This is a genomic window from Pseudomonas sp. CFII64 (assembly GCF_000416235.1).
Lineage (GTDB): Bacteria > Pseudomonadota > Gammaproteobacteria > Pseudomonadales > Pseudomonadaceae > Aquipseudomonas.
In genome coordinates this window covers 81872-97260 of the sequence record NZ_ATLO01000007.1, presented here as the reverse complement: position 1 = coordinate 97260, position 15389 = coordinate 81872, and the positions used below count along the sequence as shown (strand labels likewise).

The 15389-nt window shown below is 59.5% G+C and carries 15 protein-coding genes; 14 read left to right on the top strand and 1 reads right to left on the bottom strand.

What is annotated here, in order from left to right; translation table 11 throughout:
• Nucleotides 1-58 precede the first annotated feature (58 nt).
• From CFII64_RS03935 to ispD, 7 genes are all read left to right on the top strand, one after another.
• Nucleotides 59-1006: an acetyl-CoA carboxylase carboxyltransferase subunit alpha gene (locus CFII64_RS03935; RefSeq protein ID WP_020289467.1), complete on the top strand. Its 948-nt coding sequence runs from the start codon at nt 59-61 to the stop codon at nt 1004-1006.
• A gap of 201 nt (nt 1007-1207) precedes the next feature.
• Complete coding sequence (gene tilS, locus CFII64_RS03930) at nt 1208-2542, top strand: tRNA lysidine(34) synthetase TilS (protein ID WP_020289466.1); 1335 nt, start codon at nt 1208-1210, stop codon at nt 2540-2542.
• 263 nt (nt 2543-2805) lie between these two features.
• On the top strand, nt 2806-4437 hold the full coding sequence (locus tag CFII64_RS03925; protein WP_020289465.1) for a CTP synthase: 1632 nt from the start codon (nt 2806-2808) through the stop codon (nt 4435-4437).
• Nucleotides 4438-4454: 17 nt separating this feature from the next.
• Complete coding sequence (gene kdsA, locus CFII64_RS03920; RefSeq protein WP_020289464.1) at nt 4455-5300, top strand: 3-deoxy-8-phosphooctulonate synthase; 846 nt, start codon at nt 4455-4457, stop codon at nt 5298-5300.
• Nucleotides 5301-5467: 167 nt separating this feature from the next.
• On the top strand, nt 5468-6754 hold the full coding sequence (gene eno / locus CFII64_RS03915; RefSeq protein WP_020289463.1) for a phosphopyruvate hydratase: 1287 nt from the start codon (nt 5468-5470) through the stop codon (nt 6752-6754).
• A 190-nt stretch (nt 6755-6944) separates the two neighbouring features.
• Nucleotides 6945-7223, top strand: a complete 279-nt coding sequence (ftsB, locus tag CFII64_RS03910; protein ID WP_020289462.1) for a cell division protein FtsB — start codon at nt 6945-6947, stop codon at nt 7221-7223.
• Nucleotides 7220-7930: a 2-C-methyl-D-erythritol 4-phosphate cytidylyltransferase gene (gene ispD, locus CFII64_RS03905; RefSeq protein WP_044901146.1), complete on the top strand. Its 711-nt coding sequence runs from the start codon at nt 7220-7222 to the stop codon at nt 7928-7930. Before ftsB ends, ispD begins: the two co-directional genes overlap by 4 nt.
• Nucleotides 7931-8204: 274 nt before the next feature.
• On the opposite strand, the gene CFII64_RS03900 is transcribed toward ispD, so the two are convergent.
• Complete coding sequence (locus CFII64_RS03900; protein ID WP_020289460.1) at nt 8205-9101, bottom strand: LysR substrate-binding domain-containing protein; 897 nt, start codon at nt 9099-9101, stop codon at nt 8205-8207.
• Nucleotides 9102-9206: 105 nt separating this feature from the next.
• Here CFII64_RS03900 and CFII64_RS03895 point away from each other — a divergent pair, with 105 nt between their 5' ends.
• The 7 genes from CFII64_RS03895 (at nt 9207) to CFII64_RS03865 (ending at nt 15327) form a co-directional block, all read left to right on the top strand.
• Nucleotides 9207-10319: an S-(hydroxymethyl)glutathione dehydrogenase/class III alcohol dehydrogenase gene (locus tag CFII64_RS03895; protein WP_020289459.1), complete on the top strand. Its 1113-nt coding sequence runs from the start codon at nt 9207-9209 to the stop codon at nt 10317-10319.
• A gap of 100 nt (nt 10320-10419) precedes the next feature.
• Entirely contained in the window at nt 10420-11265 is an 846-nt protein-coding gene (gene fghA, locus CFII64_RS03890) for an S-formylglutathione hydrolase (protein WP_044901158.1), read from the top strand.
• A 53-nt stretch (nt 11266-11318) separates the two neighbouring features.
• Nucleotides 11319-11792 (top strand): 2-C-methyl-D-erythritol 2,4-cyclodiphosphate synthase, encoded by a 474-nt coding sequence (gene ispF / locus CFII64_RS03885; protein WP_020289457.1) that lies wholly within the window; start codon nt 11319-11321, stop codon nt 11790-11792.
• Entirely contained in the window at nt 11789-12847 is a 1059-nt protein-coding gene (gene truD / locus CFII64_RS03880) for a tRNA pseudouridine(13) synthase TruD (protein ID WP_020289456.1), read from the top strand. Before ispF ends, truD begins: the two co-directional genes overlap by 4 nt.
• Nucleotides 12835-13584 carry a 5'/3'-nucleotidase SurE gene (gene surE / locus CFII64_RS03875; protein WP_020289455.1) on the top strand — a complete coding sequence of 250 codons (750 nt, stop codon included), beginning with the start codon at nt 12835-12837 and terminating at the stop codon, nt 13582-13584. Before truD ends, surE begins: the two co-directional genes overlap by 13 nt.
• A 41-nt stretch (nt 13585-13625) precedes the next feature.
• The gene (locus CFII64_RS03870; protein ID WP_170826365.1) at nt 13626-14261 is read left to right on the top strand and encodes a protein-L-isoaspartate(D-aspartate) O-methyltransferase; all 636 of its coding nucleotides are present in this window, start codon (nt 13626-13628) and stop codon (nt 14259-14261) included.
• A gap of 196 nt (nt 14262-14457) precedes the next feature.
• Nucleotides 14458-15327 carry a peptidoglycan DD-metalloendopeptidase family protein gene (locus CFII64_RS03865; RefSeq protein WP_044901145.1) on the top strand — a complete coding sequence of 290 codons (870 nt, stop codon included), beginning with the start codon at nt 14458-14460 and terminating at the stop codon, nt 15325-15327.
• The last annotated feature ends 62 nt before the right edge of the window (nt 15328-15389 follow it).

Below are 15389 nucleotides of genomic sequence, written 5' to 3'. Positions count from 1 at the left end.
TATGGCGCTCACGGATCAACCGGCCGGCCTCTTGGCCGTCGACCCAAGACGGATGCCTATGAACCCGAATTTTCTTGATTTCGAACAGCCGATCGCTGACCTGCAAGCCAAGATCGAAGAATTGCGCTTGGTGGGTAATGACAACTCGCTGAATATCGGCGACGAAATCTCGCGTCTGCAGGAAAAGAGCAACACGCTGACCGAAAGCATTTTCGGCAATCTGACCAGCTGGCAGATCGCGCGCATGGCGCGTCATCCGCGTCGTCCGTACACCCTGGATTACATCCAGCACATCTTCACCGAATTCGACGAGCTGCACGGCGACCGTCACTTCTCCGACGACGCCGCGATTGTCGGTGGCGTTGCGCGTCTGGAAGGCCAGCCAGTGATGGTTATTGGTCACCAGAAGGGTCGTGAAGTCCGCGAAAAGGTTCGCCGCAACTTCGGCATGCCGCGTCCAGAAGGCTATCGCAAAGCCTGTCGCCTGATGGAAATGGCCGAGCGCTTCAAGATGCCGATCCTGACCTTCATCGACACGCCGGGCGCTTACCCTGGCATCGACGCTGAAGAGCGCAACCAGAGCGAAGCGATTGCCTGGAACCTGCGGGTCATGGCGCGTCTGAAAACGCCGATCATCGCCACGGTTATCGGCGAAGGCGGTTCCGGTGGCGCATTGGCCATCGGCGTCTGCGACCAGCTGAACATGCTGCAGTACTCCACCTATGCGGTTATTTCCCCGGAAGGTTGCGCATCGATCCTGTGGAAAACCGCCGACAAGGCGCCGGACGCTGCCGAAGCCATGGGCATCACCGCTGATCGCCTCAAGGGTCTGGGTATCGTGGATAAAGTCATCGGCGAACCACTGGGCGGCGCCCATCGTGATCCTGCCGGTGCGGCCGAGTCGATTCGTCAGGAGCTGAGCGATCAGTTGCAGATGCTCAAGAAATTCGACAACGACGCGCTGCTGGCCCGCCGTTATGAGCGTTTGATGAGTTACGGCCTGTAATCTGGATGCCCCGTGGGAGCTGATTCGTTCGCGAGCCTTCGCGGATAAATCCGCTCCTACAGGGCGCGCGGTGTCTCTGTAGGAGCGGATTTATTCGCGAGAAGCTAGTTCAGGCGCCATAGAAGCAGCGTCGGAATCGGCCTCTTCCCCGGATGAAGTGGAACGCCACCCCGGCCGGTCCCACGGTTGAAGCGTCTTTCAATGACTACACACAAACACCCCCACGATCTCCCCACCAGGCTTACCCAAGCCCTGGCCCCCTGGCGTCACGCGCCTGCCTGGCATGTCGGTTTCTCCGGCGGCCTGGATTCCACGGTTTTGCTGCACTTGCTGGCTGAACTCGCCCGCCGCGAAACGCTGCCGCCCATCAACGCCATTCATGTTCATCACGGTCTTCAGGCTGCGGCCGATGCTTGGCCTGCGCATTGTCAGCAGGCCTGTGCGGCACTGGGCGTGTCGTTGCAGGTGATTGCCGTGCAGGTCAAGGCCCAGGCCAGTCTGGAGCAGGCGGCGCGGGAGGCCCGTTATGCGGCCTTCGCTGCGGCGTTGAAACCCGGCGAGGTGCTGCTGACGGCGCAACATCAGGACGATCAGGCTGAAACCCTGTTGTTCCGTTTGCTGCGCGGCGCGGGTCTGCGTGGGCTGGCGGCGATGCCTGTCAGTCGTGCGCTGGGCGAGGGCAGCCTGTTGCGTCCGCTGCTGGGGATCTCGCGTGCTGACCTCGAAGCTTACGCCCGAGTCCATCAGTTGGTCTGGGTTGAAGATCCCAGCAACGACAACACGCAGTTCTCCCGCAACTACCTGCGCACTCAGGTGCTGCCCGCGTTGACCTCACGCTGGCCGCAAGCGGCGGCAAACCTGGCGCGGACCGCCGCGCATCTGGATGAAGCGCAGCAGTTGCTGAACGAACTGGCGGAGCAGGATCTGGCCGCCGCACGCTCTGCCAGCCTGTTGCCGTGGGTTGCCATTCCTTCGCTGGATCTTGCGCCGTTGGTCGATTTATCGGCAGCGCGGCAACGTAACGCGCTACGCCATTGGCTCGCGCCTTTGACGCGTTTGCCGGACAGCGACCATTGGCGCGGCTGGGAAGATTTGCGCGACGCAGGGCAGGGTGCGCGGCCGGTCTGGCGTCTGGCCGACGGCGAACTGCATCGTGCTGAAGGCCGTATCTGGTGGCTGTGCGGCGATTTCCTGCAACCGCTCAAGGCGGTTTCCGCCTGGAGCAATCCTGCCCGGCCGTTGAGCCTTCCCGGCAATGGTCAGCTGCACATGGATGGAAAAATTCCGGCGGGATCCTTCGAGGTGCGTTATCGCCAGGGCGGGGAAATCCTGCATTTGCCGGGGCGCGGTCATCGGGATCTCAAGCGTTTGCTCAATGAGCGCGGCATTCCGCTGTTTATTCGCGGCCGATTGCCGCTGCTGTACCGCAACGGGCAGTTACTGGCGGTCGCCAACCTGCCGGAACTCAACGCCGATGCCCATGGCGACTGGCGTTTGCAATGGCGGGCGCCGACGAATGACCAAAGTTTGAGCTGAAAGGCCATTTCCGGTAGACTACGCTCCCTTCTTGATACAGCTTCTGTGGATTGTTTTTTAATCGACGGCAGCTGCCGGTTACCAACCCGTTTTTGCTGGGTAATTCTTAAATGTGGCGCGCAATCGACAGGCTTCAGGCCGGTCCGTTTCAACGCAGCAGTTCGGGAGTACACCGTGAATTTTGTCGGTAATCGGGGGCTTCGGCCTTCCTTCGCTTTCCCCGGCGGCTCTGACCGCTTTAACGCAGACTTCTAGGGTTTTTCATGACGCGCTACATCTTCGTCACGGGCGGTGTTGTTTCTTCATTGGGGAAAGGCATTGCCTCGGCTTCATTGGCGGCCATCCTGGAGGCGCGGGGACTTAAGGTCACCATGCTCAAGCTTGACCCCTATATCAACGTGGACCCGGGCACCATGAGCCCATTCCAGCACGGTGAAGTGTTCGTCACCCACGACGGCGCCGAAACCGACCTGGACCTGGGCCACTATGAGCGGTTCATCCGCACCACCATGACCCAGAACAACAACTTCACCACTGGCCGTGTGTACGAACACGTCCTGCGCAAAGAGCGCCGTGGTGATTATCTGGGCGCGACCATTCAGGTCATTCCGCACATCACCGACGAAATCAAACGCCGGATCATCAAGGGCGCCGGCGATGCCGACGTGGCGATGGTCGAGATTGGCGGGACCGTGGGTGACATCGAGTCGCAACCGTTTCTGGAAGCCATTCGTCAATTGCGTTTCGAAGTCGGCGCCAAGCGCGCGATGCTGATGCACTTGACGCTGGTGCCGTACATCGCCACGGCCGGCGAAACCAAAACCAAGCCAACCCAGCACTCGGTGAAGGAACTGCGTTCCATCGGCCTGCAACCGGACGTGCTGGTTTGCCGATCCGATCACCCGATCGACATTTCCTCGCGGCGCAAGATTGCCCAGTTCACCAACGTTGAAGAACGTGCGGTGATTGCCCTGGAAGACGCCGACACTATCTACAAGATCCCCGGCATCCTGCATTCTCAGGGTCTGGATGATTTTGTCGTCGAGCGTTTCGGTCTGCAGTGCGGCGGCGCCGATCTGTCCGAGTGGGAAAAAGTGGTCGACGCCAAGCTCAATCCTGAGCATGAAGTCACCATCGCCATGGTCGGCAAGTACATGGAACTGCTCGACGCCTACAAGTCGCTGATCGAAGCGATGAGTCACGCCGGCATCTCCAACCGCACCAAGGTCAACCTGCGCTACATCGACTCCGAAGACATCGAGAACCAGGGCACTGCGCTGCTCGAAGGTGTTGACGCGATTCTGGTGCCGGGTGGTTTTGGCCTGCGTGGCGTGGAAGGCAAGATTACCGCTGTGCAGTTCGCTCGTGAAAACAAGGTGCCATACCTGGGCATCTGCCTGGGCATGCAAGTGGCGGTCATCGAGTTCGCACGTAACGTGCTGGGCTGGAAAGACGCCAACTCCACTGAGTTTGATCGCAACAGCGCGCACTCCGTGGTCGGTCTGATCACCGAATGGGAAGACGCGACCGGCGCCGTCGAGACGCGTACCGAGACCTCCGATCTGGGCGGCACCATGCGCCTGGGTGCGCAGGATTGCCAGCTTGAGCCGGGTTCGCTGGTTCACGACTGCTATGCCAAGGACGTCATCGTCGAGCGCCATCGTCATCGCTACGAAGTGAACAACAAGCTGCTGCCGCAACTGATGGAAGCGGGCCTGAAGGTTTCGGGTCGTTCCGGTGATGGCGCGTTGGTAGAAGTGGTGGAAGCACCGGATCATCCGTGGTTCGTCGCTTGCCAGTTCCACCCTGAGTTCACCTCGACACCTCGCGACGGTCATCCGCTGTTCACTGGCTTCGTCAAGGCGGCGCTGGTTCAACATCAGAAAAACGCTTGATTCGGGAAACCCAGAACATGGCTCAGAAAACAATCCGTGTAGGTTCGATAGAGATCGCCAACGACAAGCCAATGGTTTTGTTTGGTGGCATGAACGTTCTCGAATCCCGGGACATGGCCATGCAGGTCTGCGAAGAATACGTGCGGGTGACCGAGAAACTCGGCATCCCATACGTGTTCAAGGCCAGCTTCGACAAGGCCAACCGTTCGTCCATGCACTCTTACCGTGGCCCCGGCCTGGAAGAGGGCATGCGGATTTTCGAAGAGATCAAGAAGACCTTCAATGTCCCGCTGATCACTGATGTTCACGAGCCTGAGCAGGCTGCGGTCGTGGCTGAAGTCTGCGACATCATCCAGCTGCCGGCGTTTTTGTCGCGGCAGACGGATCTGGTCGTGGCCATGGCTCGTACCGGCGCGGTCATCAACATCAAGAAAGCCCAGTTCCTCGCGCCTCAGGAAATGAAGCACATCCTGAACAAGTGCGAAGAAGCCGGTAATGATCAGTTGATCCTCTGCGAGCGCGGCTCCAGCTTCGGCTACAACAACCTTGTGGTGGACATGCTCGGCTTCGGCATCATGAAGCAGTTCGACTACCCGGTATTCTTCGACGTGACCCATTCCCTGCAGATGCCGGGCGGTCGCGCCGACTCCGCAGGTGGTCGTCGTGCCCAGGTATTGGAACTGGCCAAGGCCGGCATCAGTCAAAGCCTCGCCGGACTGTTTCTCGAAGCGCATCCGGACCCGGATAACGCCAAATGCGATGGCCCTTGTGCCTTGCGTCTGGACAAGCTGGAGCCGTTCCTGGCTCAGCTCAAGGCTCTGGATGAACTGGTGAAGAGCTTTCCACTCGTAGAAACCGCTTAAATCGCGCTTCTCCGGGCACACACCCTCCGGTAAAGTGCCGCTTGATCGTTTTCCCCCGATGGTTTCATCGGGTTTTTCGCCCTGAGGCCTGCCCTGCAATCAAAGCCTCAGCGCGCTGAATGTTTCCAGCTGCGTCGTTCTCGTCCAATCTTGGAGTGTTTACAACAATGGCAAAAATCGTCGACATCAAAGGTCGTGAAGTTCTCGACTCCCGTGGCAATCCCACCGTGGAAGCAGATGTGCTCCTCGACAACGGCATCATCGGTAGCGCTTGCGCACCGTCCGGTGCTTCAACCGGCTCGCGCGAGGCGCTTGAGCTGCGTGATGGCGACAAAAGCCGTTACCTGGGCAAAGGCGTACTCAAGGCCGTAGCCAATATCAATGGCCCGATCCGTGACCTGTTGCTGGGCAAGGATCCTGTTGATCAAAAAGCGCTGGACCGCGCCATGATTGCTCTGGACGGTACTGAGAACAAAGCCAGCCTAGGCGCCAACGCGATCCTCGCTGTTTCCCTGGCCGCTGCCAAAGCCGCTGCCCAGGATCAGGATCTGCCGCTGTACGCGCACATCGCCAACCTCAACGGCACGCCGGGTGTCTACTCGATGCCGGTGCCGATGATGAACATCATCAACGGTGGCGAGCACGCCGATAACAACATCGATATCCAGGAATTCATGATTCAGCCGGTCGGCGCCAAGACCTTCGCTGAGGGCCTGCGCTGGGGCACCGAGATTTTCCATCACCTCAAAGCCGTACTCAAAGCCCGTGGCCTGAACACTGCCGTTGGTGATGAAGGTGGTTTCGCCCCTGATCTGGCTTCCAACGAAGACGCGTTGAGCGCCATCGCCGAAGCGGTCGCCAATGCCGGTTACACCCTGGGCACCGACGTGACCCTGGCGCTGGACTGCGCGGCCAGCGAGTTCTACGAGAATGGCAAATACACCCTGGGCGAAGAGGGCGTTTACGATTCCGCCGCGTTCGCTGACTACCTGGCAGATCTGGTCAGCAAGCACCCGATCATCTCCATCGAAGACGGTCTGGACGAGTCCGACTGGGCTGGCTGGAAGATTCTGACCGACAAGATTGGCGAAAAGGTGCAACTGGTCGGTGACGACCTGTTCGTGACCAACACCAGGATCCTCAAGGAAGGCATCGATAAAAAGATCGCCAACTCGATCCTGATCAAGTTCAACCAGATCGGCACGCTGACCGAGACCCTGGAAGCCATCCAGATGGCCCACGCTGCCGGTTACACCGCAGTCATCTCGCACCGCTCCGGCGAAACCGAAGACTCCACCATTGCCGACCTGGCCGTGGGCACGTCTGCGGGCCAGATCAAGACCGGTTCCCTGAGCCGTTCCGACCGCATCGCCAAGTACAACCAACTGCTGCGTATCGAAGAGCAATTGGGTGCGAAGGCCCCGTATCGTGGTCGCGCCGAGTTTCGCGGCTGATTTTGAAATGGTAAAAAGACAGCCGGTGTTGTAAGAACATTCCGCTTTGCCGGATGATCATGCAGCACCGATGCGGACATCCCTGGCTTTTGTGGGGATGATTGAGCCTGGCGATGCCAGGCTCAATGCCCTCAGTCGCTTATTTCCGTTGTTGGCTCTGCTGTCTTTTTTTACTGGGTCCTGATATTCAATGCGCAGTCCTAACTGGTTGTTCCTCGTCTTGCTCCTGATGCTCGCGGGCCTGCAATATCGCCTGTGGGTTGGTACCGGGAGCCTGGCGCAAGTGGCCAGCCTGACTCAACAAATCGCCGATCAGCATGCCGAAAATGAAGGCTTGCTGGAGCGCAATCGCGTGATGGATGCGGAAGTGCTGGAGCTGAAAAAAGGTATGGAGACTGTCGAAGAGCGTGCCCGTCACGAACTCGGTATGGTCAAGGACGGCGAAACGCTTTATCAGTTGGCACAATGAATGACTCCCTTCCTGCCTTCTGGGCAGTAATTCCTGCTGCGGGCGTTGGTGCTCGTATGGCAGCGGACCGTCCCAAGCAATACCTGCAACTGGGCGGCCTCACAATTCTTGAACAAAGCCTGCTTTGTTTTCTCGATCACCCCCGGCTCAAGGGTCTGGTGATCAGTCTGGCTGTGGATGATCCTTACTGGCCGACGTTGCCTTGTGCGCTGGACTCGCGAATCGAGCGGGTCGACGGCGGCAATGAGCGTGCGGATTCAGTGCTCAATGCGTTGCTGCATCTGCATGCCCATGGCGCAGGTGATGACGATTGGGTGTTGGTCCACGACGCGGCGCGGCCGAACCTGGCGCGTTCGGATCTGGATAACCTGCTTCGCGAGCTGGCCGATGACCCGGTCGGCGGACTATTGGCAGTGCCGGCGCGCGACACCCTCAAGCGTGCCGACAGCAATGGCCGGGTGACCGAAACGGTTGATCGCAGCCTCATCTGGCAGGCGTACACGCCGCAGATGTTCCGCCTTGGCGCATTGCACCGGGCACTGGCCGATGGCCTGGTCTCGAACGTGAGCATCACCGACGAAGCCTCGGCCATCGAATGGGCAGGCCAGTCGCCAAGACTCATCGAAGGCCGCGCCGACAACATCAAGGTCACTCGCCCGGAAGATCTGGAGTGGCTGCGCCAGCGACGCACTGAATTCAAACGCTAAGCTTGGGAGCTTCAAGTGGTCGCAATGTCTGACAGTGCGGAGAAGGGCTTTTGTGGGAGAGGACTTGTCCTCGAAGGCGGTGGCTCAGGCTGCGACAATGTCCGGATATCTCCGTGACCATCCAACCGCATTCGAGGACAAGTCCTCTCCCACGCAGACTGTGAAAACCGCGGAGAAAAGTTAGCTGGCTAAAAAACGAACTAAAAAACGCGCTTCTACGTGAATTTCAGGTCGGGAGAAGGGCCTTTTTGGGAGAGGAAGACGTGCGGGCGGGTCACTGCCGATACTCATCCCGCAACGCCAATCCCTCTTTGAGGAAATCCACCAGCTTGCGCACTTTCGGCGAAAGATGGCGTTGTTGCGGGTACAGCGCCCAGACGGCGGTATTGGGCGGTTGATGGGTTTCGAGCAGGGAAATCAGCGCACCGCTGTGCAGATGCTCCAGCACGTAATAATCCGGCAACTGACACAGTCCGACTCCATGCAGCGCAGCATCCAACACCGCCTGGCCGCTGTTGCAGCGCCAATTGCCCTGCACCCGTTGCGAAAACTCCCGTCCGTTCTGCTGCAGCAGCCACGAGTCGCTGCTGCCAATCAAACAGTTATGCCGACTCAATTCCGACAAGCTGTGCGGACGACCATAACGTTCAAGGTAGGACGACGACGCGCACAGGTACATGCGGCGTGGCGCCAGGCGGGTGGCGACCAGACGAGAATCCTGCAGCCGCCCCAGGCGTATTGCCAGGTCCAGACCTTCATGAACCATGTCCAGGGTGCGATTGCTCAGTTCGATATCAACCCGCAGTTGCGGATACAGATCGATGAACCGGGTCACCAGCGGCGTGATGAAGCGCTCGCCATAAGCCACTGCGCAGGTCATGCGCAATAACCCTTTGGGTTCGCTGGTGAGGTCGCCGACCGCGCGCAAGGCTTCTTCCCGGCCGTCCTGCAAACGTTGGCAATGATGCAAGAAAGTCTGGCCCGCTTCGGTCAGTGCGACTTTGCGCGTGCTGCGATACAGCAAACGGGTTTGCAGGCGTTCTTCCAGGCGGACGATCTGGCGGCTGATGTGTGACGAGGAAACGCCCAAGCGTTCTGCGGCCGCAGTGAACTGCCCGCATTCGGCCACGGCGACGAATTCATCCAGACCTTCCCAGCGATTGGCGTACATCGATTATCCCTGCACAGCAATAATGTTTTGCTTTCGATCCGATTATTAACCAATCGGCAGTGGTTTACACTCGACGGCTTGTTTTTACTACGCTGGAGAAGATTGATGATCAAGTCACGCGCTGCTGTTGCCTTTGCTCCCAACGAACCGCTGCAAATTGTCGAAGTCGACGTCGAAGCGCCAAAGGCCGGTGAAGTGTTGATTCGCACGGTTGCCTCCGGCGTTTGCCATACCGATGCCTACACCTTGTCCGGCGCCGATTCCGAAGGCGTATTCCCCTGCATCCTGGGTCACGAGGGCGGCGGGATTGTCGAGGCGATTGGTGAAGGCGTTACGTCCCTGGCAGTGGGCGACCACGTGATTCCGCTTTACACCGCTGAATGCCGTGAATGCAAATTCTGTCTGTCGGGCAAGACCAACCTGTGCCAGAAGGTGCGCGCCACCCAAGGCAAGGGCCTGATGCCTGACGGCACTACCCGGTTCAGCTACAACGGCCAGCCGGTCTATCACTACATGGGCTGTTCGACATTCTCCGAGTACACCGTGGTGCCGGAAATTTCTCTGGCGAAGATTCCCAAAGAAGCCCCCCTGGAAAAAGTCTGTCTGCTGGGCTGCGGTGTCACCACCGGCATCGGTGCTGTGCTGAATACCGCCAAAGTGGAAGAGGGCGCCACTGTCGCCATCTTCGGTCTGGGTGGTATCGGTCTGGCGGCGATCATCGGCGCAAAAATGGCCAAGGCCTCGCGCATTATCGCGATCGACATCAACCCGTCGAAATTCGACGTGGCCCGTGAGCTGGGTGCTACCGACTTTATCAATCCAAAGGATCACGAAAAGCCAATCCAGGACGTGATCGTTGAACTGACCGATGGCGGCGTGGATTACAGCTTCGAATGCATCGGTAATGTGAACCTGATGCGTGCTGCGCTGGAGTGCTGCCACAAGGGCTGGGGCGAATCGGTGATCATTGGTGTGGCCCCGTCGGGTCAGGAAATCGCCACCCGTCCGTTCCAGCTGGTGACCGGTCGCGTCTGGCGCGGTTCGGCATTCGGTGGCGTACGTGGCCGTACCGAGCTGCCGAGCTATGTCGAAAAGGCTCAGAAAGGCGAAATCCCGCTGGATACCTTCATCACCCACACCATGGGCCTGGAAGATATCAACAAGGCGTTCGACCTGATGCACGAAGGCAAAAGCATTCGTACTGTCATCCATTTTTGAGAAGCAGCGGCAAGCTTCAAGCCTCAAGCTGCAAGAAGGTCCTGCGCCCTCTTGCTGCTTATAGCTTGCGGCTGGCCGCTGGGAGTCCACGACCATGACCATGCAGTTGGAAAACCTTTCCTGCCAGAAAAGCTTCGGCGGCTGGCATAAACGCTACAAACACCATTCCCAAGTGCTGGGCTGCGACATGGTCTTCGCCGTTTACCTGCCGCCGCAGGCTGAGCAGGGCGGCAAACTGCCGGTGGTGTATTGGCTGTCGGGCCTGACCTGTACCGATGAGAACTTCATGCACAAGGCCGGCGCGCTGCGCGTTGCCGCCGAACTGGGCCTGATCATCGTTGCGCCAGACACCAGCCCGCGTGGCGCAGACGTGCCGGGTGATCCGGACGGTGCCTGGGATTTCGGCCTCGGCGCCGGTTTCTATCTGAACGCCACGCAGCAGCCTTGGGCGCGGCATTATCAGATGCACGATTACGTGGTGAACGAACTGCCCGCGCTGGTCGAGGAGCATTTTCCGGCTTCGCAGGCGCGGGGCATCAGCGGCCACTCCATGGGCGGTCACGGTGCGCTGGTGTGCGCCTTGCGTAATCCGGGTCGCTACAAGTCGGTCTCGGCGTTTTCGCCAATCAGCAACCCGATGGATTGTCCTTGGGGGCAGAAGGCGTTTTCCCGTTATCTGGGGGAAGAGCGCGCCCGTTGGCGCGAGTGGGATGCCAGCGTGCTGATTGCTGAAGCTTCGGAGCAGTTGCCATTGCTTGTGGATCAAGGCGATCGTGATGATTTCCTGGCCAGTCAACTCAAGCCCGAAGCGCTGGTGCAGGCGGCGAAAACCGCCGGTCATCCGCTGACTCTGCGCATGCAACCGGGTTACGACCACAGCTATTTCTTCATTGCCAGCTTCATCGAAGACCACCTGCGGCATCATGGCGACGCCTTAAACAGCTAACCTTCGCCAAAGTAGGTAGAATCACGCCCTGACTTTTTTCAGGGCGTTTTTTTATGCGTATTGGCCATGGCTATGATGTGCACCGTTTCGCTGAAGGCGATTTCATTACCTTGGGCGGCGTGCGGATTGCGCACGGTTTCGGGCTGCTGGCCCATTCCGATGGCGATGTGCTGTTGCATGCCTTGAGCGATGCCCTGCTGGGTGCTGCTGCGCTCGGTGACATTGGCAAGCATTTTCCGGACACCGACCCACAGTTCAAGGGCGCCGATAGCCGCGCGTTGTTGCGCCATGTGCTGTCGCTGGTCCAGAGCAAGGGCTGGAAAGTCGGCAATGTCGACGCCACCATCGTTGCCCAGGCGCCGAAAATGGCCCCGCATATCGATTCGATGCGCGCGCTGATCGCCGCGGATCTTCAGGTTGAGTTGGATCAAGTGAACGTAAAGGCTACCACCACCGAAAAGCTCGGCTTCACGGGTCGGGAAGAGGGCATCGCGGTTCACGCGGTTGCCCTGTTGTTGTCCGCATGACGGAACTGGAACTGCTGGGCCCGCGCGCGTATGGCGAGTCGCTGGGCAGCGCCGTGCTCAAGGCAACGGCGGAAGATTTTCAGGTCGACGAAGTGCTGGACATCCCGCTTTCCGGCGACGGCGAACACCTCTGGCTGTGGGTCGAGAAACGCGGCCTCAATACCGAGGAAGCCGCTCGTCGACTGGCCAAGGCCGCTGGCGTGCCGCTGCGAACGGTCAGCTACGCAGGTCTCAAGGACCGCCAGGCCCTGACGCGTCAGTGGTTCAGCATCCAGCTGCCGGGCAAGGCCGATCCTGATCTGACAGCGGCACAAGACGACACGCTGAAGATCCTCAAAGCCACCCGTCACAAGCGCAAGTTGCAGCGCGGCGCGCATGCGGCGAACGGTTTTACCCTGCGTCTGACGCAACTCAATGGCGATAAAGACGCGCTACACAAGCGTCTTGAGCAGATAGCCAAGGCTGGGATTCCCAATTATTTCGGCAGCCAGCGCTTCGGTTATCAAGGCGGTAACCTGGGTGAAGCCCGTGATTACGCGGGTCGCCAGGCTTTGCCGGAGCAGCGCGCGGTTCGCTCGCGTCTGCTCTCCACGGCACGCAGTTACCTTTTCAATCAGGTATTGGCCGCGCGCGTGGCCGATGGCAGCTGGCAGCGGGCTCAGGTCGGCGACTTGCTGGCCTTTACTGACAGCCGCAGTTTTTTCCCGGCCGGCATCGACGAGTGCAGCGACCCGCGTCTGGCGATTCTCGACCTGCATCCGACTGGCCCGCAATGGGGCGAAGGCCCTTCGCCGGCGTCGGGCGCAACTGCTACGCTGGAGAACGACATCGCCAATCGCGAAGCGGCATTGCGCGATTGGTTGATTCGAGCCGGAATGGAACACGAACGGCGTATCCTGCGACTGCCCATTGGCGGGTTGACGTGGCATTATCCCGAGCCTGACATTCTGCAACTGGAATTCGTCCTCCCGGCTGGATGCTTCGCCACTGTATTGGTGCGCGAACTCGTCGATCTGGTACCGGTAGGGCAGACGGACAGCTCATGCGTATTCTGATTTCAAACGATGATGGGGTAACAGCGCCCGGTCTCGCGGCGCTGTATGCGGCGCTGGCCGATTACAGCGAGTGCGTGGTTATCGCTCCCGATCAAGACAAAAGCGGCGCCAGCAGCTCGCTGACGCTCGACCGTCCTTTGCATCCCCACACCTTGTCCAACGGCTTTATCAGCGTCAACGGCACGCCGACTGATTGCGTTCACCTGGGTCTCAACGGCCTGCTGGATACCCCGCCCGACATGGTGGTGTCCGGAATCAATCTGGGCGCCAATCTCGGTGACGATGTGCTGTATTCCGGCACTGTGGCGGCTGCGCTGGAAGGGCGGTTTCTGCAACGGCCGTCGTTTGCCTTTTCGTTTCTCTCCCGGCAGCCGGAGAACCTGGCCACGGCTGCGCATTACGCGCGCCTGCTGGTGGAGTCCCACGAGCAACTGGACCTGCCGCCGCGCACGGTCCTGAACGTGAATATCCCCAATCTGCCGCTGGCGCATGTCCGTGGCATCCAGCTGACGCGCCTGGGCCATCGCGCCCGTGCAGCGGCACCGATCAAGGTGGTTGATCCACGCGGTCGCGCGGGATACTGGATTGCAGCGGCCGGTGATGCCGAAGATGGCGGCGCGGGGACTGATTTTCATGCGGTGATGCAGGGGTATGTGTCGATTACCCCGTTGCAGCTCGATCGTACCTATCAGGACGGGTTCAGCAGCCTGAACAACTGGCTGGAGGGCCTTCTCTGATGTCGCGCGAACAAGATGATCTGTTACGCCGTGGAATCGGGATGACTTCCCAGCGGACTCGCGAACGGCTGATTCAGCGTCTGTATGACGAAGGTCTGTCCAACGTGCAGGTGCTGGACGTGATCCGCAAGACGCCACGGCATATGTTTGTCGATGAGGCTCTGGCCCATCGCGCTTATGAAGACACGGCATTGCCGATTGGCCATAACCAGACCATTTCCCAGCCGTATATGGTGGCGCGCATGAGCGAGCTGCTGCTCGCAGCGGGTCCGCTGGACAAGGTGATGGAGATCGGCACGGGATCGGGCTATCAGACCGCAGTTCTGGCGCAGCTGGTGGAACGCGTGTTTTCGGTAGAGCGCATCAAGGTGCTGCAAGACCGCGCCAAAGAGCGTCTGGTGGAGCTCAACCTGCGCAATGTGGTGTTTCGCTGGGGCGATGGCTGGGAAGGCTGGCCGGCGCTCGCGCCCTATAACGGCATCATCGTCACGGCAGTGGCGACGGACGTGCCCCAGGCGCTGCTCGATCAACTGGCTCCAGGCGGCCGGCTGGTCATTCCCGTCGGCTCTGGCGAGGTCCAGCAGTTGATGCTGATCATTCGTGAAGAAAACGGTTTTTCCCGGCATGTGCTGGGGGCGGTACGCTTCGTTCCATTGCTCAATGGGCCGTTGGCCTGAGAACCTTTGGCTCGGCCACTGAATTCTCATCATCGCCGTTGGTCTATCACCTGTCGCGGCCGCGCGGTCCGATGGCGGTTTCCGGCGAGCCGACGCGATGTGCAGCAAGGTCTTCAAAAAGTTTAAGCAGTAGCTGCCGCCGTTATTACGGCACAATAGGCAGCTTAAATTCAGTCACCAGTAAAGGGAGTGGCGGGTGAGTCGCACAGTCATTCGGCAGCGTATGTGTTCAAAAAGTTTTCAGCGACTGGTGACTGGCATCGTTCTCAGTGTCCTTTTGGTCGGCTGCTCCAGTACGCCGTCCGGCGGCGTTCGGGTCGTGGACCGGAACAATAACGCCGCGCCCCAGCGTCCAACGGTAACCACCGGGCAGTACGTGGTACGGCGCGGTGACACGCTTTTTTCCATTGCCTTCCGTTATGGCTGGGACTACAAGGCGCTGGCCGCCCGCAACCAGATCCCTGAGCCTTACACCATCCGGCCGGGTCAGACGATTCGCTTTGACGGGCGCTCCGGCTCCAGCGCTTCGACGGTGGCGACAGCAGGTCGGCCAGGCGTCGCGTCGAGCACTTCCTCAACGTCTACCAGCAGTTCCGGCTCGGTCAAGACGACGGTAATTTCCAAGCCAATCTCTGTGGTGCCGGTGGTTATTCCCCCGTCTGGAGACGTCAGAACAGGGCCTGCCGGACCCTCTCCGACAGGTTGGACGTGGCCCTCAAGTGGCATTTTGATCGGGAAATTTTCTTCAAACGGTAGTTTGAATAAAGGAATTGATATCGCTGGTGATTTGGGACAGCCTGTTTTGGCTGCGTCTGATGGTTCAGTTGTTTACGCCGGGAGTGGATTGCGGGGCTACGGCGAATTGATCATCATCAAACACAGCGATACCTACGTAAGCGCCTACGGTCACAACCGCAGGTTGATGGTTCGGGAGGGGCAGCAGGTCAAGGCAGGGCAGACAATTGCCGAAATGGGGTCAACGGGAACCGACCGAGTGAAACTGCATTTTGAGATTCGCCGCCAGGGAAAACCTGTAGATCCACTGCAATTCTTGCCACGTCGTTGATTGTTGCCAGCCTGTTCCTGACGTAGAGGGACAGGCTCAAGCGTTGCCACGGAAATAGGCGT

Bases quoted from the DNA above. Each gene is read 5' to 3' on its own strand.
- CFII64_RS03935 (WP_020289467.1), top strand. From the start codon at position 59: ATGAACCCGAATTTTCTTGATTTCGAACAGCCGATCGCTGACCTGCAA.
- tilS (WP_020289466.1), top strand. From the start codon at position 1,208: ATGACTACACACAAACACCCCCACGATCTCCCCACCAGGCTTACCCAA.
- CFII64_RS03925 (WP_020289465.1), top strand. From the start codon at position 2,806: ATGACGCGCTACATCTTCGTCACGGGCGGTGTTGTTTCTTCATTGGGG.
- kdsA (WP_020289464.1), top strand. From the start codon at position 4,455: ATGGCTCAGAAAACAATCCGTGTAGGTTCGATAGAGATCGCCAACGAC.
- eno (WP_020289463.1), top strand. From the start codon at position 5,468: ATGGCAAAAATCGTCGACATCAAAGGTCGTGAAGTTCTCGACTCCCGT.
- ftsB (WP_020289462.1), top strand. From the start codon at position 6,945: ATGCGCAGTCCTAACTGGTTGTTCCTCGTCTTGCTCCTGATGCTCGCG.
- ispD (WP_044901146.1), top strand. From the start codon at position 7,220: ATGAATGACTCCCTTCCTGCCTTCTGGGCAGTAATTCCTGCTGCGGGC.
- CFII64_RS03900 (WP_020289460.1), bottom strand. From the start codon at position 9,101: ATGTACGCCAATCGCTGGGAAGGTCTGGATGAATTCGTCGCCGTGGCC.
- CFII64_RS03895 (WP_020289459.1), top strand. From the start codon at position 9,207: ATGATCAAGTCACGCGCTGCTGTTGCCTTTGCTCCCAACGAACCGCTG.
- fghA (WP_044901158.1), top strand. From the start codon at position 10,420: ATGCAGTTGGAAAACCTTTCCTGCCAGAAAAGCTTCGGCGGCTGGCAT.
- ispF (WP_020289457.1), top strand. From the start codon at position 11,319: ATGCGTATTGGCCATGGCTATGATGTGCACCGTTTCGCTGAAGGCGAT.
- truD (WP_020289456.1), top strand. From the start codon at position 11,789: ATGACGGAACTGGAACTGCTGGGCCCGCGCGCGTATGGCGAGTCGCTG.
- surE (WP_020289455.1), top strand. From the start codon at position 12,835: ATGCGTATTCTGATTTCAAACGATGATGGGGTAACAGCGCCCGGTCTC.
- CFII64_RS03870 (WP_170826365.1), top strand. From the start codon at position 13,626: ATGACTTCCCAGCGGACTCGCGAACGGCTGATTCAGCGTCTGTATGAC.